Annotated in this window: 22 protein-coding genes; 1 reads left to right on the plus strand and 21 read right to left on the minus strand. The window is 44.5% G+C overall.

Annotation, left to right across the window (positions count from 1 at the left end; all coding sequences use genetic code 11):
- Positions 1-73 precede the first annotated feature (73 nt).
- From ACYQ2N_RS04190 to ACYQ2N_RS04265, 16 genes are all read right to left on the minus strand, one after another.
- On the minus strand, positions 74-745 hold the full coding sequence (locus ACYQ2N_RS04190; protein ID WP_459997693.1) for a GntR family transcriptional regulator: 672 nt from the start codon (positions 743-745) through the stop codon (positions 74-76).
- Positions 746-1,227: 482 nt separating this feature from the next.
- Positions 1,228-1,974, minus strand: coding sequence for an SDR family oxidoreductase (locus tag ACYQ2N_RS04195; protein WP_459997695.1), 747 nt, complete (start codon positions 1,972-1,974; stop codon positions 1,228-1,230).
- Between the two features lie 27 nt (positions 1,975-2,001).
- A complete protein-coding gene (nfsA, locus tag ACYQ2N_RS04200) occupies positions 2,002-2,754 on the minus strand; it encodes an oxygen-insensitive NADPH nitroreductase (RefSeq protein ID WP_459997696.1) in 753 nt (250 codons plus the stop codon).
- A 24-nt stretch (positions 2,755-2,778) separates the two neighbouring features.
- Positions 2,779-3,780 carry a zinc-dependent alcohol dehydrogenase gene (locus ACYQ2N_RS04205; protein WP_459997697.1) on the minus strand — a complete coding sequence of 334 codons (1,002 nt, stop codon included), beginning with the start codon at positions 3,778-3,780 and terminating at the stop codon, positions 2,779-2,781.
- Positions 3,781-3,788: 8 nt separating this feature from the next.
- Positions 3,789-4,493 (minus strand): ABC transporter ATP-binding protein, encoded by a 705-nt coding sequence (locus ACYQ2N_RS04210; protein WP_459997699.1) that lies wholly within the window; start codon positions 4,491-4,493, stop codon positions 3,789-3,791.
- Positions 4,486-5,208, minus strand: coding sequence for an ABC transporter ATP-binding protein (locus ACYQ2N_RS04215; RefSeq protein WP_459997700.1), 723 nt, complete (start codon positions 5,206-5,208; stop codon positions 4,486-4,488). Before ACYQ2N_RS04215 ends, ACYQ2N_RS04210 begins: the two co-directional genes overlap by 8 nt.
- A complete protein-coding gene (locus ACYQ2N_RS04220) occupies positions 5,205-6,200 on the minus strand; it encodes a branched-chain amino acid ABC transporter permease (protein WP_459997702.1) in 996 nt (331 codons plus the stop codon). Before ACYQ2N_RS04220 ends, ACYQ2N_RS04215 begins: the two co-directional genes overlap by 4 nt.
- Positions 6,197-7,084: a branched-chain amino acid ABC transporter permease gene (locus tag ACYQ2N_RS04225; RefSeq protein WP_459997703.1), complete on the minus strand. Its 888-nt coding sequence runs from the start codon at positions 7,082-7,084 to the stop codon at positions 6,197-6,199. Before ACYQ2N_RS04225 ends, ACYQ2N_RS04220 begins: the two co-directional genes overlap by 4 nt.
- Before the next feature lie 147 nt (positions 7,085-7,231).
- The gene (locus ACYQ2N_RS04230; protein WP_459997704.1) at positions 7,232-8,491 is read right to left on the minus strand and encodes an ABC transporter substrate-binding protein; all 1,260 of its coding nucleotides are present in this window, start codon (positions 8,489-8,491) and stop codon (positions 7,232-7,234) included.
- Between the two features lie 37 nt (positions 8,492-8,528).
- A complete protein-coding gene (locus tag ACYQ2N_RS04235) occupies positions 8,529-9,287 on the minus strand; it encodes a glucose 1-dehydrogenase (RefSeq protein ID WP_459997705.1) in 759 nt (252 codons plus the stop codon).
- Positions 9,288-9,301: 14 nt separating this feature from the next.
- Positions 9,302-10,456 carry an iron-containing alcohol dehydrogenase gene (locus ACYQ2N_RS04240; RefSeq protein ID WP_459997706.1) on the minus strand — a complete coding sequence of 385 codons (1,155 nt, stop codon included), beginning with the start codon at positions 10,454-10,456 and terminating at the stop codon, positions 9,302-9,304.
- Positions 10,457-10,480: 24 nt separating this feature from the next.
- Entirely contained in the window at positions 10,481-12,193 is a 1,713-nt protein-coding gene (locus ACYQ2N_RS04245) for a thiamine pyrophosphate-binding protein (protein WP_459997707.1), read from the minus strand.
- A gap of 92 nt (positions 12,194-12,285) precedes the next feature.
- Positions 12,286-12,528 carry a MoaD/ThiS family protein gene (locus ACYQ2N_RS04250; protein WP_459997708.1) on the minus strand — a complete coding sequence of 81 codons (243 nt, stop codon included), beginning with the start codon at positions 12,526-12,528 and terminating at the stop codon, positions 12,286-12,288.
- Between the two features lie 37 nt (positions 12,529-12,565).
- Positions 12,566-12,781 carry a MoaD/ThiS family protein gene (locus ACYQ2N_RS04255; RefSeq protein ID WP_459997710.1) on the minus strand — a complete coding sequence of 72 codons (216 nt, stop codon included), beginning with the start codon at positions 12,779-12,781 and terminating at the stop codon, positions 12,566-12,568.
- A gap of 36 nt (positions 12,782-12,817) precedes the next feature.
- Positions 12,818-14,509, minus strand: a complete 1,692-nt coding sequence (locus ACYQ2N_RS04260) for an aldehyde ferredoxin oxidoreductase C-terminal domain-containing protein (RefSeq protein ID WP_488199451.1) — start codon at positions 14,507-14,509, stop codon at positions 12,818-12,820.
- A gap of 315 nt (positions 14,510-14,824) precedes the next feature.
- Positions 14,825-16,225, minus strand: a complete 1,401-nt coding sequence (locus ACYQ2N_RS04265; RefSeq protein WP_459997713.1) for a sigma-54 interaction domain-containing protein — start codon at positions 16,223-16,225, stop codon at positions 14,825-14,827.
- A gap of 270 nt (positions 16,226-16,495) precedes the next feature.
- Between ACYQ2N_RS04265 and ACYQ2N_RS04270 the strand changes: the two genes are divergently transcribed.
- Positions 16,496-17,659, plus strand: coding sequence for an iron-containing alcohol dehydrogenase (locus tag ACYQ2N_RS04270; protein ID WP_459997715.1), 1,164 nt, complete (start codon positions 16,496-16,498; stop codon positions 17,657-17,659).
- A 134-nt stretch (positions 17,660-17,793) separates the two neighbouring features.
- Here the strand turns inward: ACYQ2N_RS04270 and alr are convergent, their stop codons facing one another.
- The 5 genes from alr to ACYQ2N_RS04295 form a co-directional block, all read right to left on the minus strand.
- The gene (gene alr / locus ACYQ2N_RS04275) at positions 17,794-18,906 is read right to left on the minus strand and encodes an alanine racemase (RefSeq protein ID WP_459997716.1); all 1,113 of its coding nucleotides are present in this window, start codon (positions 18,904-18,906) and stop codon (positions 17,794-17,796) included.
- A 110-nt stretch (positions 18,907-19,016) separates the two neighbouring features.
- Positions 19,017-20,591: an NAD(P)H-hydrate dehydratase gene (locus ACYQ2N_RS04280; RefSeq protein ID WP_459997769.1), complete on the minus strand. Its 1,575-nt coding sequence runs from the start codon at positions 20,589-20,591 to the stop codon at positions 19,017-19,019.
- Between the two features lie 20 nt (positions 20,592-20,611).
- Positions 20,612-20,968, minus strand: a complete 357-nt coding sequence (locus tag ACYQ2N_RS04285; RefSeq protein ID WP_459997717.1) for a holo-ACP synthase — start codon at positions 20,966-20,968, stop codon at positions 20,612-20,614.
- Between the two features lie 65 nt (positions 20,969-21,033).
- Entirely contained in the window at positions 21,034-22,413 is a 1,380-nt protein-coding gene (locus ACYQ2N_RS04290) for a histidine kinase (RefSeq protein ID WP_459997718.1), read from the minus strand.
- 114 nt (positions 22,414-22,527) lie between these two features.
- On the minus strand, positions 22,528-23,130 hold the full coding sequence (locus ACYQ2N_RS04295; protein WP_459997719.1) for a cation:proton antiporter regulatory subunit: 603 nt from the start codon (positions 23,128-23,130) through the stop codon (positions 22,528-22,530).
- Positions 23,131-23,161: the final 31 nt, after the last annotated feature.

Raw genomic sequence — 23,161 nt, forward strand, 5'->3', positions numbered from 1 at the left:
GATTAATTAGTTTTTTTAGCCCATTGGGTCTATTGCCATTTTTCTGATTATTCTTGTCTTAGCTTCACCCCTTTCATAAATCAACATCCCGCTGTTTTATGACCGTACTGGCTACCTCCCACGATTTTTGTATATGAAGGGTAGCAGCAGTTCGGGCTTCCTCAGGTTTCCGCCTTTCAATAGCATCTATTATTGCTTGATGCTCATGGTGAGTGTTTACCGGGCGGCGTGGTATAGTCCAGGTAGAGACGCGCAGGACGGAAATACATCCATGGAGATTCAGGAGCATTTCGGCCAACATGGTGTTGTGATGGCCGGTTGCAATAATGGCATGAAAATCATTATTAAGTTGAGCCACCCTTCCTAGGTCTTCTTCACTTAGAGCCTGCCCTGCAAGAGCAAATGTTTGCTTTAGTTTTTCAAGTATTTCCGGGCTGGATGTCTCAGCAAGCAGATAAGCACCCAACCCTTCCAGCACAGCCCTAACTTGATAAATGTTTTCCGCTTCCTGATAAGTAAACTTCCGGACCATAACCCCCTTATAAGGGTCTTTTCTTAAGAAACCCTCTCGTTCCAGACGGCGTAAGGCTTCTCTCACTGGAGTCCGGCTAATTCCCAGTTTGTCACCAAGCTCTTGCTCCCGCAAACGCTCTCCGGCCTTAAAATACCCGCTTACAATAGCACCTCGAATTTTTTTGTAGGCAACCTCATCAGAAGTAATAGACTCTTTTAATCCGAGATCCATTGAACCGTACCCCCAAATTGTGTTTATCAACGAGACGAAGAATTTAGTATACTAAATCGTATACAATTTTATGATTGATAATATTCTCCGTTTTAACGCAAAATCCTCCTACTTTTAAGAAAATTTTTTCTCCATATTCCTGGGTCTTACCGACCGTATTGGTTCCGACTGGATACCCTCGCTTATATGCACATAAAAATTGCTGACAAATCAATATGGGTAGTTTGTCAGCAACCAGTTATCCATCTATTTAATTGCGGTTCACTATTCAGGTATTCAGAATTCAGGAGTCAGAATTCATAAAGAAGTGTCCAAATCTATTATTTAATGCCCGTTCTTATCCTCTGCGAGGAGAATAACTCTGGGAAAATATATACGCCCATTGACGAATTAAGATAATGTCATTACTATCCTGTTGTTTTCTTATTCTGACTCCTGTCTACTGACTACTGACTCCTGAATAGTTACAATCCCTCTTCTTGCTACGCCATAACCCAGCCACCATCAACATTGATCACTGCCCCGGTAATATAAGATGCCTTATCACTGACTAAAAACTCAATCACCCCAGCAACATCTTCCACTTCTCCAAACTTACCGGAAGCTATTTGGATTAAAATAGATTCATTATCTTTTGAACTTACCCCTTCCATCATTTCAGTTCTTATTCTTCCCGGGGCAATGGCATTGACAGTTATCCCATACGGAGCCAACTCTCCTGCCGAGGCTTTCGTCAGCCCGATTAACCCCGCTTTTGTTGCTGCATAGTGACTCCCTGTAACATCGATATAGCTTTTTGCAGCAATTGAGGACATGTTAATAATACGCCCAAATTTTTGTTCAATCATGAGTGGGGAAACTAACCTCGTCATATAGAACGCCCCATTCAGGTTAATCTCTACAACGCGTTGCCACTCACTCGGGTCCATCTCATATATTGGAACTTTATTCCCCATTTTTTTCGGAGATATCCCCGCATTATTCACGACTATATCAATCTGACCGTAAATTGTCTTCACATCTGAAATAAACCTAGAAACCAAATTATAATCAGAAACATCACATACATAGTAAGAAGAAGATTGTCCAATCTCATCTACAGCCTGCCGTGCCAGGTTTTCATCGAAGTCATTAACAATAACATGGATCCCCTGTCTAACTAACCCTTTAGCGATTGCTTTGCCAATGCCTCTGCCAGCGCCCGTAACAATCGCTATCGAATTTCTCATTGGCATATCCCCCCACAGAATCAAATCCTATTCTAAGGTAAATCCTTTGTCTTCTAAGAATTTCTTCATATGCATTCTTCTGTTTTCGCTATAAAAATCTGCCATAGTTTGAGACCAACTGCTATTCTTGTTATTGCTTAAGCGAGACTTATAATATTGCTCCATTATTTCATCATATTTGTTAATAATGACTGGATATTGTTTCTCATCATATTCGTCTACTTGAAAAACACCTTCAATTGGTAACCTGGGTTTTACGATCTGTTCTTCGGCCGGTATGCCTAAAGCCATACCGAATACCGGGAACACTTTATCTGGGAGACCGACAATCTCGCTGATTAATTCAGGATTATTGCGCACTCCACCAATATAGCAACCTCCATAACCCAAAGATTCAGCAGCTGTCAAAACATTTTGGGCAATCAAAGATACGTCAATGATACCTACAATAAAATTTTCCATCGTATCATATCGCATCTCGACACCTTGCTTAGCACATGCGACTTCCAATCTCTTCATATCAACACAGAAAAGCAAAAACACTGCACTCCCGATAATAGGATCGAGATTATTTGACAAAGCCCCGACTTTTTGCTTTTTATCTTCATTGGTGATTTGAATTACTGAATACGCTTGGACGAAATTCGATGAAGGCGCTCCTTGACCGGCCTTGACTATTTCCAACAAATGTTTTGCCGGAATTGGATCTTTTGTAAACTTTCTAATTGAACGATGACTCTGCATTATTTTTATTGTCTCTGAAATGTAATGACTGTCCAAGACTTCCACCTCAACTTTAGTAATCTAAAACACCAGAATAGGCTTAAGCACTTTCTGTTCCATTGCATCTTCAAAGGCGTCTTTAGCATTAGGCAATTGATAAGGGGATATAATATTTTCCAGCTGCGAACTGAACATGTTTAAGATCTCAAATGCCCGTGTATAATCCTCTGGCTTTGAACCATAACTTGTAAGTAACGCCCATTCATTCCGTACCGCTTTCGTTAGGAAAAGGTCAGTGGAACTTTCATATAACGCTACAAACACCGCCTTTCCTCCTTTTTTCAGACTCTGTAATCCGAGATTTACTGCTTTTGAAGATCCCGAACATTCAAACAGAATGTCCGCTTGTTCTCTGAGATTTTCGCCCTCATCTACTATAATTGTCTCAATTCGAAAATCTCTCGCATAGCTTAAGCGGGCTTCGTAATCTCGTTTCAGTCCAGACAATATCACTTTTGCCCCCAGGGCTTTAGAAACTAATGCCACAAAGAAACCAATAATACCCGGTCCCTGTACGAGCACAACATCTCCTTGGTTAACCATACCGACAGCTTCTACTGCATGCACAGCAATCGTCATTGGCTCAGTAAGCACTGCAATCGAATCCGACATATTGGCCGGAATTTCTTTTAAGTATTTGATTTTGCACTTCACATATTCGGCCATACCCCCGTCAAAGTGCAATCCCATAACTTCAGTGTGCTCGCATATATTTGTTCGCTTCTCTTGGCAACATTTGCACATTCCACAATGTTGGATTGATTCTGCCACTACTTTCTTGTTTAAAAAAAGACTTGAATCCTCTCCTACGGCAGCGACAACTGTCCCGACGATTTCATGACCTAAGATACGAGGCATTTCCACAAATTCATATCCAGGGGCGTGATTGTATGCATGCAAATCACTTCCACAAACCCCGCAGTACTCAACTTTTATCAGGGCTTCCCCTAGAGCCGGCTTAGGCAATGCTACATCCTTGATTATTAATTCCTTAACATTTTTTGTTTTAACTAGTGCCTGCATGCTATGACCTACTTTCCTAAATAAGCCTGTTGCAAATGCGGATCGTTTAGTAGATCTGACGCTTTTCCGGATAAAGCAAGACGGCCATTTTTTAGAACAAAGGCTGAGTCTGAAATAGCAAGGGAGTGCTTGACATTTTGCTCTACGAGCAAAATGGTAATTCCTCTTTGCGAGATCTGTTTTAATACTTCAAACAATTGCTTAACTACCATTGGTGCTAAACCCAATGACAGTTCATCTATCATTAAAAACTTGGGATTTCCCATTAAACCCCTGGCAACAGCACACATTTGTTGTTGCCCACCACTCATTGAACCTGCCAGTTGTTTTCTTCTTTCTTTTAAGATCGGGAAAAGTTCAAAAACCGTCTCTAAATTCTTCTTAAAACTTGCCCTCGCCCTTTTGGAATAGGCACCTAACTCTAAATTTTCTTCAATTGTCATATAAGAAAATAATTTTCGTCCCTCTGGAACCTGAATGATTCCCATCTCAACGATTTCATGGGGGTCTTTTTTTTGTATTTCAGTTCCTTCAAAGAGAATCTTGCCGGATGATATTTTTTCGAGTCCCGAAATTGCATTGATTGTGGTTGACTTCCCCGCTGCATTGGCTCCCAAGAGTGCTACTATTTCCCCTTGTTTTACCTCAAGATCGACATCCCAGAGCGCTTGAACTTCACCATAGAATAAATTAACCAATTTACACTTAAGCAATGGTTATCTCCTCCCCGAGGTAAGCTTCGATTACTCTCTTATCATTTATAACTTCCGTTGGAGTTCCTTCGGCAATCTTTTCTCCATGCTGAATAACAATGACTCGATGAGACAATTGAATAATTACTTCCATAATGTGCTCAATTACAATTAACGTAATTCCTTCCCCCGCCAAGCTTCTGATTAAGGGAATTATCTCTTGAATTTCGCTAGGATTAAGGCCTGCCATCACTTCGTCTAATAGAAGAAGCTCTGGTTTTGTTGCCAATGCCCTAGCAACTTCTAATCTCTTCTTATCTGCGATAGTTAGACTTCTTGCGGTAACATCCTTTCGGTGGATTAACTTGACTTTTTCCAAAACGTGTTCTGCGAATTCTCTGGCTTCTTTCCTTTTAGAAAGACGATTATAAGCTCCGGTCTGAACATTTTCCAAGACGCTAATATTTCCGAAAGGTTTAACCTCTTGAAATGTCCTGCCAACCCCTTTCTTACAGATTAGATCAGGCTTTTGACTCGTAATATCCTCACCCTTAAATAATATCTTGCCGGCAGAGAGAGGAAGGGCACCGGAAATGAGATTAAACAGTGTGGTTTTTCCTGCTCCGTTAGGTCCTATGATGCCAACGATTTCTTGCTGTTTCACGTCGAAACTAACATTATTAACAGCAGTAACTCCTCCAAAATCTTTTCTAGCACTGTTAACTTGCAGAATCAATTTTCGGCCCCCTTTCTGTCTGTGTTCACTTTTAATCGGCGTCTTTTGACCTGATCAGTGATTGTCGGCAGAATACCGTTTGGCATCCATGAAACAACGACTATTAATACGATACCGTAGATAAAAAAGTTTAGTCCATTTAAACCGGAAAATGTTGACCTGACGATTTCATTTAATGGAACTAAAAGTACCGCTCCCACAATAGGCCCAAATATCGTGCCCATGCCACCGATTATAGACATCAAGGCGATTTGGCTTGAAAAGTTGATGTTAAATACAGCTTCCGGCTCGATAAACAGAATATATTGAGCATAAAAAACACCGGTCATCGCTGCTAAACCAGAGCTGATCAGTATGGCATATAGCTTGTAACGAGTTATAGGAATACCCAGAACTTCAGCTGCATCTTCATTTTCCCGGATTGCTATAAAATATGATCCGACTTTTGAACGATCGATTAAATACGTGATTATAATAATTAGTAGCAACATCCCCAGAGCTATGAAATAGTAAGGTTCTTTCGTACGAAACATCATCGTAGATAAACCTGGCTTAAACGGTATGTTGATACCCATTGCTCCGTTAGTCAACTCTTTCCAAAAAGAGGCTACATAACGAATGACTTCCGAAAAAGCGAGAGTCGCCAGCGTAAAGAACGGCCCCTTCAATCTAAAAGCGGGATAACCGATAAGAGCACCAATGCCCATGCTTACTATTAAAGCAACAAATAGTCCTAACCAAGGTGAGACTCCCATTTTTACTAACAACAAGGTGGATGTATATGCACCTAAACCGAAGAAAATTGTATGGCCTAAAGATAATTGACCGGCATAACCCGCTAAAATGTTCCAAGAGCTACTGAGTGCAGCATAAAAAATCACCATAATTACAATATTCATATAAAACTTATTCTTGAGAAAACTAGGTAGAGCTAATGCTGCAATTAGTAAGATAAAGAGAAAGATTGACTTTTTAGATAATAACTCTCTCATTTCAACCCTACCTCCTCTGAACCTTTCCCTAAGCTAAATAACCCTGAGGGTCGAAACAGAAGGACTAAAATAAAGATAATAAAATACACTGCCTCTTTGAGCCCCGGAGCAATTAGAACGCCTGCTACTGCTTCTACCAGACCAATGATTAACCCTCCGAGAAATGCTCCTAACATGCTGCCCATTCCACCTAAGACAACGACAACAAACGATATTAAGACAAACAAAGTTCCGACTGTTGGGAAAACATAGTAAATCGGTATTAATAAAGCGCCAGCTAAGCCTACGATTGCAGAACCTAGGCCAAAAGCAAGCAGATAAATTCTCTTTACATTTATGCCCATTAATGCTGCCGCTCTTTTTTCCATTGCTACAGCCCGAATGGCTTTTCCAACCAGTGTTTTATTCAAAAACAGATACATTCCGACTGCAACTAAAATAGCCACGACAAACGCGATTAACCTAGGTATGCTAATTGCCACTGACCCTACATTAATTACTGCAGTCTGATACGCCGTATGCACACTGCGAAAATCAGCACGCCAGAGCATTAACGCAAAGTTTTGTAAAGTTATTGAGAGTCCCAGGGTGACGAAAATCTTGACGGTTGCTGAAGTATTTAAAATAGGCTGGATTACAATTCTCTGGATAAGCAATCCGAAAACAAATAAAATAAGCGCCACGAGTAGGGCAGACACATAAGGATCAAGACCCCAAACACTATATAGGAAGAAACTAATGTACATCGCCAACATCAAGAATTCTCCATGAGCAAAATTGATAATTCTTACTACTCCTAGAATAAGATTTAGGCCCATGCTAATTAGCGCATAAATGCCCCCAACCAGGATGCCGGAAATTACAACTTGTATAATCTGGTCCATCTTATACCTCCCTTTATGATGTCCTTGTTGTGATGGAGACTTTAATTTTTAGTGCGGAACTAACTGCTTACCAATATCTACTCTCCTTGTCCAGGAAATGCTTTTAGCAGACAGGGGAGGGCTACTCCCCTGTCTTAGTTGAAAACACTATTTTCTTTCGCTCCATTTTAGCAACGGAAGTTTGGACTCTTGTACTGCCGCTTCTTTCGGCCATACCGTGACAAGTTTTCCGTCAACCCATTGCGTAACATAAGCCTTACCTAATTTGTTCTGGCCCTTGTCGTTAAATTCTACTCCCCACCCGGTTTCAGATTTTCCGGGTTCCAATTTGTAATTCTTGGCTGCTTCCTGAATTTTGTTAGGATCTAAACTTCCAACCTTGTCTATGATATTTAAGAGAACATTCATACCCATGAAGTTGGTGACTGAGTGACCAGAACGGGGTGCTGTTCCATAAGTATCTTTATATAACTTTATAAACTCATCAAGCCCAGGAGTAAAGGATTTATTAATTTCATACTGCGGGAAGTCAGCATCAAGTATGCCATTGGCATCCGCGCCTAGTGCTTTCTGGAAGTCTGTCATTGTGTGACCTCCACCCGATCCGATAAACACGGGAACATCAAAACCTAACTCCTTTGACTGCCGTGTCAACAATATAGCATCATTAAGATAAGAAACGGCGATCAATACGTCCGGTTGAGCTTTCTTTAGGTTCAGTACTACAGAAGAAAGGTCAACAGAATTCATGTTATAAGCCTGATTAGTAACAACATTTAACTTTTCTTCTTTAGCATACTTTTCAATAAATCCTGCAACAGTTGTGCCATAGAGTGAATCTTCATGAGCTAGGGCTATCTTTAAATCGCTAAGATTCTTACCTAGCTTTGCCGGTAAAACTTCTTTAATGTAATCGATTTCTGAGCGTGCGAATTGTGAAGATGTGGGATTTGTTCTGAATACATATTTATATCCCCGGTCTGTAATGGGGTCAGATATAGCCCCAAGCTCCCAGTATACAACTCCGTTTCTTTCGGCCACCTCACTTGCAGACATGGAAATAGCACTTGAATAGGAGCCAATAATTAATTGTATGTTTTCCTGAGAAATTAAGCGATTAGCTTGGGACTGCGCAGCGTTGGCATCAGGTGCATCAGCTTTACTTAACTCAATCGTTTTTCCGCCAGCTACGCCACCTTTTTGATTCCTTAGTTTTACCGCAAGTTCGGCACCCCGAAAGCTTTCATCTCCCAGAAGGGCGGCCCCTCCTGTAAAGGGGTAGATCGCGCCAATTTTTAGCTTTTCCCCCGCTCCGTTTGATGCCTGCGATCCGCCGCTTGAACACCCGCTAACGAAAACCAAGGCACCTACCAACGCCAGAGCCAACATTTTTTTAATTTTTTTCATTAATATTCCCCCTCTTTTATTTATGGATAAGCTGTCTTTAGGAAGCCAGCCAACCACCATCAACATAAATTGTTTGACCTGTGATATAGTCCGAGGCATTTGATGCCAAAAAGATGGAAACTCCAGCCAGATCATGGTCTTCACCCGTTCTGCGCATAGGTATTCTTGATATAAGCCACTGCCTTCTGGCCTCATCGTCGAATACGGGCTTAGTCATGTTGGTGCTGAAGTAGCCGGGACCGATTGCATTCACTTGAATGCCGGCCTCTGCGAATTCAACAGCCATTGCTTTCGTAATTTGGGCTACTCCGCCTTTACTTGCTCCGTAAATCGCCATGTCTTTTAATCCGATTTGACTTGTTAACGAAGCAAAGTTTATGATTTTTCCTTTCCCCATCTTGACCATATGCGGCATCACAAGTTGACTGGTTAATAACACACTCCTCAAGTTGATGTCCATCACAAAGTCCCAATCTTCCGCTGTAATCTCCAAAAACGGGCGGCGTATATTTACCCCTGCAGCATTTACAAGAATATCAATGTGTCCCTGTTCCTCCACGATTCGTTCTACGAACGATCTCATAGAATTAGCATCTCTGACATCAAGTTCCTGGTAAAAACTCCTTCTTGAGAAACTTTCTATTTCCTTGCTAACGACCTTAAGTTCCTCTTCTGTACGGCTGGTTACGGCTACATCTGCACCCGCTTCCGCTAGGGCAAGCGCAATCCCGCGGCCTAAACCCCGACCTCCCCCGGTAACCAGGGCTGTTTTACCTGTTAAATCAAATATCTTCACTATTTCTATCTCCCCTACATCGCACGTTCATATAACTTGATGATATCTTCGATCTGGGTCTTTCTCGGGTTCACGGCTATGTTCCCGCTCTTCATAGCGTCACGCGCCATTTCTTCAATTCTGTTACGCTCGACCTTGGAATCAGAGAGACGCTGTGGAATGCCCACGTCGATCGAAAGTTGTTTGAAAGACTCTACCGCCTTCCATGCTTGCTCGATCACTGTTAAATTCCCAACAACTTCTCCCATGTCTTCCGCAATGTCTGCAAATAATTCGGGAACTGACAAGGCATTGAATTCCATGATGTGCGGCATAAGAATCGAATTTGCAACCCCATGGGGCACTCCGAACATAGCGCTGACAGGATGGCTCATAGCATGGCAATTGCCCAGTCTTGTATTGCTAAATGCCAAGCCTGCCAGCAAGCTTCCCATCAGCATATTGTCCCTAGCCTCTAGGTTATCCCCGTTGTATACCGCTTGGCGTAAATTGGCACTGATACGGCGAATGGCTTCTCTGGCTAAGGCTTTTGAAAGGGGAAAGGCCATTTGCGATGTATATGATTCAATTGCATGAACTAACGCATCCAGTCCGGTTGATGCGGTTACTTGTTTAGGCATGGTGGTTGTCATTAACGGATCGACCAATGCCCACCGGGGAGCCAGCTTATATCCTGCAACCGTAAGCTTATATTCTCTGTCTACGTCAGTAATCACAGTGAAAACAGTCACTTCACTGGCCGTGCCGGCTGTCGTAGGAATAGCAATTAATGGAAGTATCGGCTGAGCAAACTTGTCAGCACCCTCATACTCCGCTATGTTACCCCCGTTTGTTGCCAACACTCCTACTGCTTTTGCTACATCAATTGCACTTCCACCGCCAACTGCAACAATGGCTTCAGCCTTGATCCCTTTAAGCACCGCTAAAGCCTTTTCGCACGTTGCGATTGAGGGATTTGCTTCAACTTGATCATACACTGCAATTTCCAAGCCCTCTGGTATCCGTTTTTTTACTTCCTCCAGAAGTCCTGCTTTAAGAATCCCTGGGTCAGTTATAATCATGATCCGTTTGAATCCCTGTTGAGTGATAATCGAAGTTAATTGATTAACCGCATTAAATCCGTAAATTACTTCTGTTGGATTTTTAAATGATGCTAAAGAAAATGCCATTTTTTCCAACACTCCTTCTACTTTTTATAGATATTTGTAAGAACGACTCGTGTCCTGCCCAACCGCCTCACGAAAACTTATCACGGGCGTTTCCCAGAGTGCAATATCAATATGAATAACTGATGAATTATCGTCCTTCTTCGCGTTTGCTAAGGCATCGGCCAGTTCTGCTTTGTTTCTGACATGATATCCCTTCAAGCCAAATCCTTCAGCTATTTTGGCAAATTCGATTGCCGGTAAACCGAAATACTCCTTCTGATAATTTAACTTATTTAACCACTCGATCCAGCCCCAACTCCTGTTGTCCAGAACAAAAGTAATTACTTTCAATCCGTATTGTTTCAAGGTAGCAAGCTCGCCGATACTGTATCCAAATCCACCATCGCCGGCCAACAAGTATACTTCTCCGTTTTTGGCTGCAGCCGCGGCTCCAATGGCTGCCGGTAATCCAAACCCTAACCCGGCAAGACCTCTGGGTGCCAGAACTTTCCTCCCGGTTGATTTCAGATTGTAATAGACTGCTCCCCAGCCGCTGGAGAAACTCGCATCACACACTAAAATATCTTCTTGACCTGATACCTGATTTAGAACATCAATGACTTGTTGAGGTTTAAGTTCTGAATTATTCTCAGTCAGTTCTTTTTGGATGAAGCTCGCCCAATCTTTTTTCGCATTTTGAATCCACTGCTCACGGTCCTGATGCGGGGGACGCTCAAACTTTTCCTTAGCGAGCTTAGTCATCTCCGCCAGCGTTGTCTTGACATCTCCAACCAGCCCTACCTCAGCATGAAACGCTCTGCCAATCTCCGACTCGTCAAGATCCAAATGAATTACATGTTGGCCATCGTTAGGAAGCTTCCAGTTAAACGTAGAGTTTTGACTGGATTTAAAACCTGCAAAAAAGATGACATCCGCTTCTTCTATAAGCTTTTTAGCAGATAATGTCCCCACACCGCCCATCATCCCAATGCCTAGCGGATGATCATCCGGAATAACTCCTCTTCCCGTAAACGTTTGCAACACCGGCATTGTCATGTGTTCCGCCAAGGCTGTAACTTCCGCTTCGGCTTGCGATAACATCGCTCCGCCGCCTACAACCAAAACAGGCCTTTTTGCTCGCACTAATAATGTTAAGGCTTTTTCAATTTGTTCCCTAGAAGCAACTGTGCGATAACGGGGAAACATTGAAAGATCAGCGGGCATCTGCGGCAACTCTCCTGCCCATTCCTCCTGAAAAACATCTTCAGGTATGGATAAGGCAGTCGGACCAGGCCGACCCGACACTGCTTTGATAAATGCGTTGCGAAGCATATCCGGAAGAGCTTTTTGAGTTGTTACACTTCCAGTCCATTTGGTAAATGGCTTTACCATATCCAGTTGGTAGAAACCTTGCGAAGCGTTCCCATGATCTCTTAAATGCTCCCAACCCAGCGGCAAATCACTAAACAACGCAAATATCGGAGTAGAGGAATTATACGCCTCTCCTAATCCGGACGTAAATTCAGCAGCTCCTGGCCCCACAGTTGCATCACAAACTCCAACCCTATTCATCACCCTTGCATACGCGACAGCAGCATAAGCTGCACTTCTCTCTGCTCTTAAAGTGATATGCTTAATTTTCCCTGCAGTATTATCTATGCCATCATAAAATGGAAGAGTTTGGGCACCAGGGACTCCAAACACTGTGTCTACTCCCATTTGTTGCAGCAAATTTACCAATAAATCGCCTACATGCACTTTTCACGCCTCCATTTATTTGCGAAATTTTGATTGCTTTCAATATCCTAACTGGAGTTATCTTTTAACATCTACTGGCCTCCTTAAAAAATCTATCCACCATCCATTGCCGGGTAAACCGCGATCCGGTCCCCTTGTTTAAGCATAGTATCTGCGTCAATTCCCTTGCCATTAAGAACAAACATATATTCGCCAACGGTATGGACACCTATACTCCTGAGTAATTCCCTAACTGTAGTCCCTGCCCTTATTGCGATACGTTCAGTTTTATTCCAACCTGGGATTTTCTCCCTTAACTCTGAGTACAATTGTACTTCGATCAAAATGGTCGCCATTAATACTTAGTCACTCCTGCTTCCTGCCAAGGGTTCCTTAAGCGATGAATATTTCCATCTCATCCCCATCAGCTACCAAATGCCCCCAGCTGACAACATTACCATTAATTCTGACTTTGGTTTTGTTATTAGCCTCAACCCCGATTAGTTCAAAAATATCCAAAACAGTTTTTCCTACATTAACCACAAGGGAAAAGTCCTTTGGGTAGTGGTACCAAGATACAGATTTGTGCATCTTAATTGAAATAAACATTATAACTCTATCCTTTTACCCCCAATTTCTTAGACATTAAACATCACGTCTAAGATTATCCAACTTGATATCAATTTCCTCATATGGTACATCAAAAATGAGATCATTAGGCGAGAGTTGTTCATTGCTCATATACAAGGGCAATGTGTCTTGAGCTGAAGTAAATCCGGCTTTTTTGTTAAAGGCCCATTCTACGTGCAATACGCTTTTTCCCAAGTCGGTAATATAATCAGAAGGTAATTCCGAGCCGATTTTGGCCATTACAAGCTGCCTAACATAATCTAATTTCTGATTAAGAACAGCTCCAAGGAAAATACATAAACCCAAGCTATCATACGCAGCCATTAATATCTGCGCGTTTAACGAATTTTCCACCTGTCCTTCCGCTAAATGTTGATTTTTTCCCCGCACAAGATTGCCGGCAGTATGATCTGCACCCATTGGAGATGTAGCATAAGTTACACCATTACCTTTTATTCCGCGCGGGTCATAGGAAGGCATTGCTTGACCTTTTACGGCGGGAATTCTACTTATACCAAGAATACGACCGGTTAAAGCTGCACCATTCCCCAACAAACGCCCTAACACTGTTCCCTGCGAAATTTCCTCAACAACCTTTTCAGCCCTTTTCGCATCTCCAAAAGGAATCAGACCTGCTTCCATTGCTACGCCTAATGCAGCTCCAATTTCAATCGTGTCGATTCCCTGATCGTTGCAGAGATAGTTAAGGCGAGCGATTGCATCGAGATCATCAATCTCACAATTAGAACCTAACAGCCCGATAGTTTCGTATTCCAAAGGAGCTACAACTACCTCTCCCTTCTCATCCGGATATACATTGGAACATTTGATTAAGCATCCAGGCATACAGGCATGTGTAGGTTTTCCTTTGCCACCTCTTTGGGTAATTGTTTGGTATAATGCCTCGCCGTTGATTTTCGCCGCACCGTCAAAACGTCCTTGGCTAAAGTTTTTTGTCGGTAAAGCGCCCAACTCATTAACCAGATCAAGCAGTCCGGCAGTACCATATTTGCCGTAGCCTTGAATGGTTGTATTTCCCTTTAATTCATTATGAATTTCACGGGCAAGCTGCGTAAATTTTTCTTCATCTTCGAGCGGAGGTTTACGCCCGCCTCCATCATTGATAATTACCGCTTTAAGTCCTTTTGACCCCATAACAGCGCCTAACCCACCACGTCCACTAAAACGACTTGGTTCCCCGTCCATGTCGGTTACTGCTACACCGGCAGCAGCAAGCCCCAACTCTCCTGCCGGCCCAATTGAAATGATCCCTGTTTTATCACCATACTGACCACGAAGGTTTTTAATAAGCTGGTAATTGCCTAGACCTTTTAAGTCATTAGCTTGAACAAGTTTGATTTCCTCATGGTTAATAATCAAAATGAAAATATTCCCATTGTCCGGGCGTTGCTCAACCGTAATCGCCGCAATATCTAAACGAGCCAGTTTGGCAGCCGCATTTCCTCCAGCGTTACTCTCTTTTATACCGCCGGTCAAAGGACTCTTCGCACCTACCGAAAGCCTTCCTGAACTCGAAAGACTTGTCCCCCCGAGTATCCCAGGTGCCATGATCAATTTATTGAGCGGGCCGAGCGGATCACAATCGGGAGGAACCTCGTCAAATATGATTTTGGAAGTGAGCCCCCTTCCACCTAGCCCTATGTAGCTCTCCGGTAAAGGTCTTTCTGTTATCTCTTGCGTTTTCATATTTACCCGTACTAACTTAGCCATACACGCACCTCCACCCACGTTATCCTTATTAGCAGTTATGCAACATTGAGTAATTTCCTCAAATTGCTTCCAACTTGCCTGCCATAGAACAATGCAAAAATCGTTCCAAGTCTAAAATACGTATCAAAACAACTTTTTAGCCAATATTCAGATAATAATGGCATATTTTGTTAATATTTTCTGAACATTAATTCATTTCTAAATTGCGAATAAAAAATAAGCTCGATTAACCCTGATCAAGCTTAGTACAAGTGTTTAATTCATTTATGAATTGTTATTATCCGAGATGAATTAATCTACTTCTTTATCTGTTACATACTGCCTTATTTTTCTATAAGCCGTAGGCTGACTTATGCCTAGCACCTCAGCAACTTTATACGTATTGCCGTATCTCTGGAAAGCTAACGTTACTAAATTTTTTTCTACTTCTTCTAAAGCATTCTTAAGCGGTATCAGATCCGGGATAATTATTTGGGTAAGGTCTGTATTAAAATTTTTAATATTATCGGGTAAATTCTCTTCTGTAATAACGTTTTGCGTTGGCGTCACTAACATTCTTTCCACTATGTGTTCCAATTCTCTAACATTACCGGGCCAGTTATATTTCTTAAATATTTCTAAGACTTCATGTGAAAAACTCTTTTTAACACCATAACGATCAGCAAATTTGTTTAGAAAATGCTGCAACAGGGGAATGATATCCTCTTTTCTGTCTCTCAGTGGTGGAATCAGAATTGGCACGACATTTAGACGGTAATATAAATCTTCTCTAAACTTACCTTCTGCAACAAACTTTTTAATATCTCTGTTTGTTGCAGAAATTATACGAACGTCCACTTTGATCGTCTTCGTCCCACCAACCCGTATGAACTCTTTTTCTTGTAGTGCCTGCAATAATTTTACCTGTAAACCCAACGGCAGTTCACTAATCTCATCAAGGAATATTGTACCTCGATGTGCTAACTCAAACATACCTGGTTTACCTTGTTTTTTGGCACCACTAAATGCGCCCTCTTCGTAACCAAATAATTCTGATTCTAATAAAGCTTCAGGAATAGCGCCACAATTAACTTTAACGAACGGTTCATCGTGCCTGAAACTAAGATAGTGGATAGCCTTGGCAATTTCCCCTTTACCCACTCCCGATTCACCTAACATAAGAACTGTCGCATCGACACTGGCTACCGCCTTAACTAAATCCAATAGTTCTTTCATCTTGGGACTTTGAGTAATAAATTCCGGAAGTTTTGAACGTTCCGTTCGTAAAAGTTCCACTTCTCTTTGATAGCGCTCAGTAAGGGCAGTCTTCTCTTTCAACTGCTCCTTTAATAAATGAACCTCCGTTATATCACGAACATTGAATACAATTTTGGCAATCTCTCCCGTTTTATTTAAAACAGGGCTACCGATAAGAATAGCACTCTGCCCATTTTTATAATGTTGAACCACTGCCACAGGTCCTTTGGCTTCAATAACACGGTCAGTCAAGTACTCGGACAGTACTCCTTGTGCTACTAAATCTTTTCCTCTCTTGCCGACTATCTCATGTTTCTTGATTCCGGTAATTCTTTCATATGATGCATTGACTCTTTCGATTGTGCCGTCCTTTCTAGCAATCACAATGCCATCATACGAAGACTCAATTACAAATCTTAATTCATCAATTTCATCTGAACCGAGGGAATAGCTCATAATTCCACCTCAATATTCCGATTATTAAGAAGGTTCAAGTCGGCTTACCTGAAGGTCTCGGATATTACGTTAACCCTATTATAAGATTTTTTTTGTCATTATGTAAGGAAGTAATCGACTAGATTTAATAAAAAAGCTTAAGGCAAATTACGAAGGAACCCTGTAAGATCGCAAAGAGCAGGAAGATAAAATTCAAATCTTTAGCATGGATAAAAGCGTCAGAAATGCAGAAAATACTTTAGCGAAAAATTTTAAAAGGAGATGTGAGAAATGGCTTTAGGTGAACAAGTTTTCGGTTACTTCATGCCCGCCATAAATTTAATGGGCATAGGAGCATCAAAAGAGATTACCAATCAGGTAAAAAACTTAGGAGGGACCAAAGTTCTAATCGTCACTGATAAAGGATTGGTTTTAGGCGGGATAGCTGATCAAATTTCCAAACTAGTAATTGGTGCCGGAGCACAGGTTTTCCTTTTCGATAAGGTACAGCCCAACCCTACTGATAAGAATGTTGAGGACGGACTAAAAGCCTACCAAGAAAATTCCTGCGACATGATTATTTCCCTAGGGGGAGGTAGTTCGCACGATTGCGGTAAAGGGATAGGCATCGTAGCTGCCAATGGTGGAAATATCCGCAACTATGAGGGGATCGATAAGTCGACCAAGCCAATGCCGCCATTTATTGCTGTGAATACCACTGCAGGAACTGCCAGTGAAATGACCCGTTTCTGCATAATAACGGATACTGCCCGCCATGTTAAGATGGCAATCGTCGATTGGCGTGTCACTCCCAATATTGCGATTAACGATCCGGTGCTGATGGCAGGAATGCCTCCGGCTCTGACCGCAGCCACCGGAATGGATGCCCTAACTCACGCCGTTGAAGCCTATGTTTCTACGATTGCGACTCCGGTTACGGATTCAGCTGCTTTAATGGCCATTGAGCTTATCTCCGACAACTTGAGAAACGCTGTCGCCAACGGCCATAATATGGAGGCCAGGGACAACATGGCTTATGCCGAGTTTTTAGCAGGGATGGCTTTTAACAATGCCAGTTTGGGATATGTACATGCAATGGCTCACCAGTTGGGAGGATTTTATGACCTGCCACATGGTGTTTGCAACGCAATTTTGCTCCCTCATATAGAAAACTATAATATAATTGCAAACCCCCAACGTTTTGCCGATATTGCGAGAGTTATGGGGGAAGATCTTCAAGGTCTTTCTGTGCGGGAGGCGGCAGATGTTGCGATCGACGCGATTCAAAACCTGGCAATGGATGTCGGAATTCCTTCCGGGCTGCGAGAGCTGGGTGTTAAAGAAGAGGACTTTGAAGTCATGGCCCAGAATGCTATGAAAGATGCAACTTCTTTTACAAACCCCAGAATATTGACTTTACAAGAGGTCATTGAGCTCTACCGTCAGGCAATGTAACTTCTATCCCCTGACCGTATATTACCCAGAATCAAAAAGAGTTGCCTAGGGCTAAAACCCTGACAACTCTTTTATTTCGTAAATAATACACTCCCGTTAATCCATTGCACAAACTCTTGCAGCTCTTGTAACTCTTACTCCACATACTCCCGCGGTACCCGTTTGGAAAGGTCGCATACTATCTCATAGTTAATCGTGTTAAGCCATTCGGCCATCTCCGTCGCATCAATCTGTTCCTGGCCATCTTGCCCCAGGAGAGTGACCACATCCCCGACCTCGACTCCGGGAATTTTCGTTACTTCGAGCATCGTCTGGTCCATGCACACCCGCCCAATGATCGTAGAGCGCTCCCCGCGCACCAAGGCCTCGCCGCAGTTGGACAGAGCCCGCCTCAGCCCGTCCGCATACCCGACAGGAATGGTCGCCACTCTGGTCTGATAAGCTGCCCGGAAAGTACGGCCATAGCTCACAGTCTCCCCAGCTTCGATCGTCTTAACATGCGTTACTCTGGCTTTCCAGGACATTACCGGTTCCAGACCCGAATCCTTGCCAACGTGCTGGGAAGGGGGCAAACCATACAGAATTATCCCCGGGCGCACCAGATTAAAGTGGGCTTCCGGAAAATGGAGAATAGCCGCACTGTTAGCCGCATGTTTGAAAGGAATTTGCAGGCCTTTCCTTTCCAGCTTGTCAATTACTTGTTGGAAGAACTCCAACTGCTTACGGGCGAAAGTAAGGTCCGCATGGTCTGCAGTGGCAAAATGGGTATAAACCCCTTCTACCATCACATTAGGCAGTTCCGCGATCTTAAGGATTTCTTTCCATTCATCAGGTCGAACCCCAATCCGGCCCATACCTGTGTCTACCTTAACGTGCAGGCGCGCAGTCTTCCCTTGCTCAACACCAGCCTTGGACAAGGCCTGAGCCTGACTTAGGCGGAAAATACCCGGGATTATGTTTTCCCGGACAATCGTGTCGGAATGTTCCTCCGGGGAAGCCCCGATCACCATCAGCTCAAGATCCGGAAATTCTTGCTTTATCTCTAAGGCTTCCTCCAAGAGCGCGACCCCAAATCGCTTGGCACCCAATTCCTTAAGCGCACGCACGACCGGTATAGCCCCATGTCCGTAAGCATCCGCCTTAACGATGGGCATAAGTTCACTCTGTGTATAAGACTGAATGCGGGCATAGTTTCTTTTAAGCGCTCCCAGATCAACTTCAGCCCACACCGGGCGAAATCTTTCCATTCTCACCGGCCCTCTTTCCTTAATACGTCCTTAAAAAGTCTCTCTCCTAAATAATAATCCTATGCAGGAGTACAGTAAACATTAGCGGACACAAAGCGAACCCAGCGCTCCTATTTCACCCCTGTCTCGAGTTTCTGCCGCACAAACGGAATCATCATCGCCACTTCGGATGCCTTAAACCCCGCCTGGCCGTAAGCGCGGGCAAGCTCATCCGCCGCAAGTCCGTGCAAGTACACGCCCAAACAGGCAGCAGCCACCGGTTCTACTCCTTGAGCCAAAAAGCCCAGGATGCTTCCGGTAAGGACATCCCCTGTACCTCCTGTCCCCAAGCCGGGGTTGCCGGTCGGATTGAGAAAAGCCCTGCCGTCCGGAGTCGCAACAATCGTGACCGCTCCTTTTAAGACCACAACCGCTTCCCATTCCACCGCTTTGCTCACAACCAGTTCTAACCGGTTTTCCTGAACTTCGGCAGAGGTGCATTCGCACAAACGCGCCATTTCCCCCGGATGGGGCGTGAAAATCAAAGGCCCCCTCCCTTGCCGCCAGCCCAGAATGCCTGGATCAAGTGCAACCAGATTAAGCGCATCGGCATCAAGCACCACCGGCAACGGCACGGTCCGCAGAATCTCTTCCAAGACCGGCGCAAAATCAGGGTTTTGCCCTAACCCCGGGCCCACAGCCAGAGCCTGTGCTCCCTCACACCTCGCGCCAATCACAGACCATGCTTCCTGCCCTAGGCTGTTCTCCCCCGGCGCAGGCCAGACCGTAGCTTCTGTAACAGCTTGATCAAGCAGATTGGCCAAGGCTATAGGGGTAACGATTTGCAAAAGCCCAAGCCCGCTGCGCAATGCCCCTTCGCCTGCTAAAACCGCCGCTCCGCTCATTCCCTGAGAACCGGCCACTAAAACTCCGCGCCCATGGGTTCCTTTATGTCCCTGCCACTGCCTTTTTGGCAAAATACTTCTTATGTAATCCTCAGTGAGGATAAAATTCGCAATCCTTTCAGTTACCAGATAGCGTGCCGGAATTGAGATTGGATCAACCACTACCCGTCCCGCATACTCCGGCCCTGCACCTAAAAAATGTCCGAGCTTGGGCAGGCCAAAAGTCACGGTGGTGTGAGCCCTTACTGCCACGCGGTAAACCTTGCCTGTATCAGCTTCCAAGCCGCTCGGAATATCGGCCGCCACGATCCAGGCCTTAGAAGCATTAACCTCATCGATATACTCTTCCACCAGGCTCGGGAGCGCCCCGCGCAGCCCTGTTCCATAGATGGCGTCGATCACCACTTCTGCTTGGTTTAAAGCAAAGCGGGCCACCCGCTTTTTGTTTTCCCCGTCCACAATAAAGTACTTGCCCTCGGTCCCCAGATACAGCTTCAAGTTTAGAGCAGCATCTCCTTTGAATTCCTCCGGCTTAGCAAACAAAATAACTGTTACGTCCATGCCTAGGATTAGCAGGTGCCTGGCCACTGCCAGTCCATCCCCGCCGTTGTTCCCCTTTCCGGCAAGCACCACCGCTTTGTACCCTTTAAGCTCGGAAATCCCCTCGTTCATAAAATGCTGCCTGATCTCCTGCACCACAGCCAAGGCAGCGTTTTCCATAAGAATGATACTGGGAATCCCGTAATCGTTGATCGCTGCCTGCTCAATCGTGCGCATCTGCTCAGCAGTCACAACTCTCATCATACACCATCCCCGTCCACTCAGGATAAGATCGCCATCGCCACCGCCTGGCTCGTATTATGGGCAAGGCTTAAGCGCATCCTGGTTCCCCCGCGTGCGTGCATTAGAACAGAAGCCCGTTCACTGCACACAACGACAGGCTCCCCGCTATTTTCCGTGAGAATCTCAATATCATGCCAGGACAAACCGCTCAGACCCGTTCCCAGAGCTTTGAAGACTGCCTCTTTGCCGGCAAAACGGGCGGCCCAGCTTTGTACTCCCTTGCCTTGTAACCGTTCCCGCTCGCGCGCGGTAAATAGGCGCTCATAAAGGCGGGGCCTGCGTGCGCAGGCCTGGCGGAAACGCTCGATCTCAATAATATCGACACCGGGAAACATTCGTAGTCACCTTCCAACTCATGTCTATCGAACAATTAAAAGTCTAATGCTGAAATGCGTCTATCCTATTTTACCCTGAGAGATTTACACCTCAGCTGCTCCTCCACTTCCACTTCGACTTCGATATCCTTATCCGCTGCGGGTGTAAAGAAAAACCCTCCAGCCGGAGCTCCGGTGGCTGCCACCTCCTCACGTACGCTGTTTAACGGAATACGCATCAGAACCGTAGTACCCACCTTAGGTTCGCTCTGGATTTTCAGCCCATACTCTTCCCCATACAGCCCGCGCAGCCGTTCATGCACATTGGCTAAGCCCACGCCGTTGCCGGAACCCACGCCGGGCCTGAACACATCGCGCGAGCGGTCTAACGGGATCCCGACCCCATCATCATGCACCGTAATATGCAACTCCGTATCGATCTCCTCAGCCCGGATCAAAACGGTTCCTTTATCCATCTTGGGCGTAATCCCGTGTTTGACCGCATTTTCCACTAAGGGCTGAATACTAAGGCGCGGAATCATAACATCCCAAAGGTCAGGCGAAATCTCTTCCTTGACAGCAAGCTTGCGGCCAAAACGCGCTTTCTCCAGAATAAGATAGGTATTAACAACCTCCATCTCTTCCCTGAGTGAGATAACCGTACCTTTGGATTTAAGGGCGTGGCGGAAAAACTCGGCCAAATGGATCAGGAGCCTGCGGGTACGGTTGGGGTTGGAACGGCTGGTGGCAATAATTGTATTAATAACATTAAAGAAAAAGTGCGGATTGATCTGAGCCTGCAGTGCGTCCAACTTAGCTTCCGCAACCAATTTTGCCTGGTGGTCAAGCTCTGAGAGTTCAATCTGGATACCGAGGAGCTGAGCCATACCCAGGGCCAGGCGGATAACATCAGGTGAAAGCTGCCCGTCTTTGGTTTCATAGAGCTTAACTGACCCTACTATTTCTCCATGAGCCCTCAAGGGCACGATCACGGCCGCCGCCAAGGGGCAATTGCAAATATCTTTGCGCGCGCAGTTCAACTGTTTCTGCGTCCGTACAACTTTATACTGACCGGTGCGGATCACTTCGCGCGTTGCTTCTGTGAGGATGCGATCGCCTGGGTGATGTTGATCGCAGCCCGTACCCAGGAAAGCTAAAACACGTTCGCGGTCCGTAATCGCCACCGCCGGAACCTGCCCCATCTCCTGAATAATGCTGGCAATATCCTCCGCATTGTGCTCATTAAGCCCGCGTCTAAGATAGGGCAAGGTCTCGTGCGCAATCTTCACACTCAAATCTACATTACGCTGGTCTTGCAGTTCTAAAGAAAGCTTGTGCTGTTTTTCAAGCTTCCAGAACAGAAAAACCGTGTTAATAACTAGAAACGCAGTCAGGAGCTCTGGTCTTCTGAGCCAGACTCCCAGCAAAATCTGTCCCGCTAATATCAAAACATACTGCCATTTCATATTGCCATCCCTCGTTAAAATATTATTTACCTAAATATTTCGACATCAGGAGGCTAACTTCCTTTAAGCCTTCACATAATGCTTTTTAACAAATGTCCTGGATTAATCGTGAATTCACTTAATTAACTCCTGTAGCTTATCCTGGCCCTCACTGTTCCCCACAGCCAAGAGGACATCCCCTGCCTGCAGAACAAAGTCAGCCGGAGGGGAGAACTGCTCAAACCCATTGCGCACGACTGCTACGATCGTAGTTCCAGTGCACTCCCTAATCTCCAGATCGCGCAAAGTTTTGCCGATTGCCGATGAGCCTCTGCTCACTTCAATCTCCCCAACGTCCAGCCAGCGGGACATCATGCGGTCAGCATAGGCAAGAACCTTATTCAAGTGGTTTTCAATTTGCTGATCAACTTCACGCCGCTGATCCATCAGTTTATTAATATCTTCGAGAAAAACATGTATTTCCCCTTTTTGGTCAAACGAGCGCAAAAACTTCTCTGCCTGAGCCTTTGAAGTCACAATAATCCCTACACCCTGGCTCACCATCACAACTCCGGAATTCTGGAGAATAGCGATAGCCCGTCTGATCGTCTCCGGGGAAACATTATACCGCCCAGCCAACGTCGAACGGCCGTGAATTTTTTCGCCCTCGCGGTATTCTCCCATCATAATCGAATGGGCAATATCGAGAGCTATTTCTTGATAGCGCGCATGATCCATGTTTTCAACTCCAATAGTTAATTTCTAACCA

Source organism: Paradesulfitobacterium aromaticivorans, from assembly GCF_054657415.1.

Bases quoted from the DNA above. Each gene is read 5' to 3' on its own strand.
- ACYQ2N_RS04290 (WP_459997718.1), bottom strand. From the start codon at position 22,413: ATGAAATGGCAGTATGTTTTGATATTAGCGGGACAGATTTTGCTGGGA.
- ACYQ2N_RS04270 (WP_459997715.1), top strand. From the start codon at position 16,496: ATGGCTTTAGGTGAACAAGTTTTCGGTTACTTCATGCCCGCCATAAAT.
- ACYQ2N_RS04280 (WP_459997769.1), bottom strand. From the start codon at position 20,591: ATGAGAGTTGTGACTGCTGAGCAGATGCGCACGATTGAGCAGGCAGCG.
- ACYQ2N_RS04250 (WP_459997708.1), bottom strand. From the start codon at position 12,528: ATGGCGACCATTTTGATCGAAGTACAATTGTACTCAGAGTTAAGGGAG.
- ACYQ2N_RS04225 (WP_459997703.1), bottom strand. From the start codon at position 7,084: ATGGACCAGATTATACAAGTTGTAATTTCCGGCATCCTGGTTGGGGGC.
- ACYQ2N_RS04205 (WP_459997697.1), bottom strand. From the start codon at position 3,780: ATGCAGGCACTAGTTAAAACAAAAAATGTTAAGGAATTAATAATCAAG.
- ACYQ2N_RS04220 (WP_459997702.1), bottom strand. From the start codon at position 6,200: ATGAGAGAGTTATTATCTAAAAAGTCAATCTTTCTCTTTATCTTACTA.
- ACYQ2N_RS04190 (WP_459997693.1), bottom strand. From the start codon at position 745: ATGGATCTCGGATTAAAAGAGTCTATTACTTCTGATGAGGTTGCCTAC.
- ACYQ2N_RS04265 (WP_459997713.1), bottom strand. From the start codon at position 16,225: ATGAGCTATTCCCTCGGTTCAGATGAAATTGATGAATTAAGATTTGTA.
- alr (WP_459997716.1), bottom strand. From the start codon at position 18,906: ATGGAAAGATTTCGCCCGGTGTGGGCTGAAGTTGATCTGGGAGCGCTT.
- ACYQ2N_RS04195 (WP_459997695.1), bottom strand. From the start codon at position 1,974: ATGAGAAATTCGATAGCGATTGTTACGGGCGCTGGCAGAGGCATTGGC.
- ACYQ2N_RS04260 (WP_488199451.1), bottom strand. From the start codon at position 14,509: ATGAAAACGCAAGAGATAACAGAAAGACCTTTACCGGAGAGCTACATA.
- ACYQ2N_RS04255 (WP_459997710.1), bottom strand. From the start codon at position 12,781: ATGTTTATTTCAATTAAGATGCACAAATCTGTATCTTGGTACCACTAC.
- ACYQ2N_RS04230 (WP_459997704.1), bottom strand. From the start codon at position 8,491: ATGAAAAAAATTAAAAAAATGTTGGCTCTGGCGTTGGTAGGTGCCTTG.
- ACYQ2N_RS04295 (WP_459997719.1), bottom strand. From the start codon at position 23,130: ATGGATCATGCGCGCTATCAAGAAATAGCTCTCGATATTGCCCATTCG.
- ACYQ2N_RS04240 (WP_459997706.1), bottom strand. From the start codon at position 10,456: ATGGCATTTTCTTTAGCATCATTTAAAAATCCAACAGAAGTAATTTAC.
- ACYQ2N_RS04285 (WP_459997717.1), bottom strand. From the start codon at position 20,968: ATGTTTCCCGGTGTCGATATTATTGAGATCGAGCGTTTCCGCCAGGCC.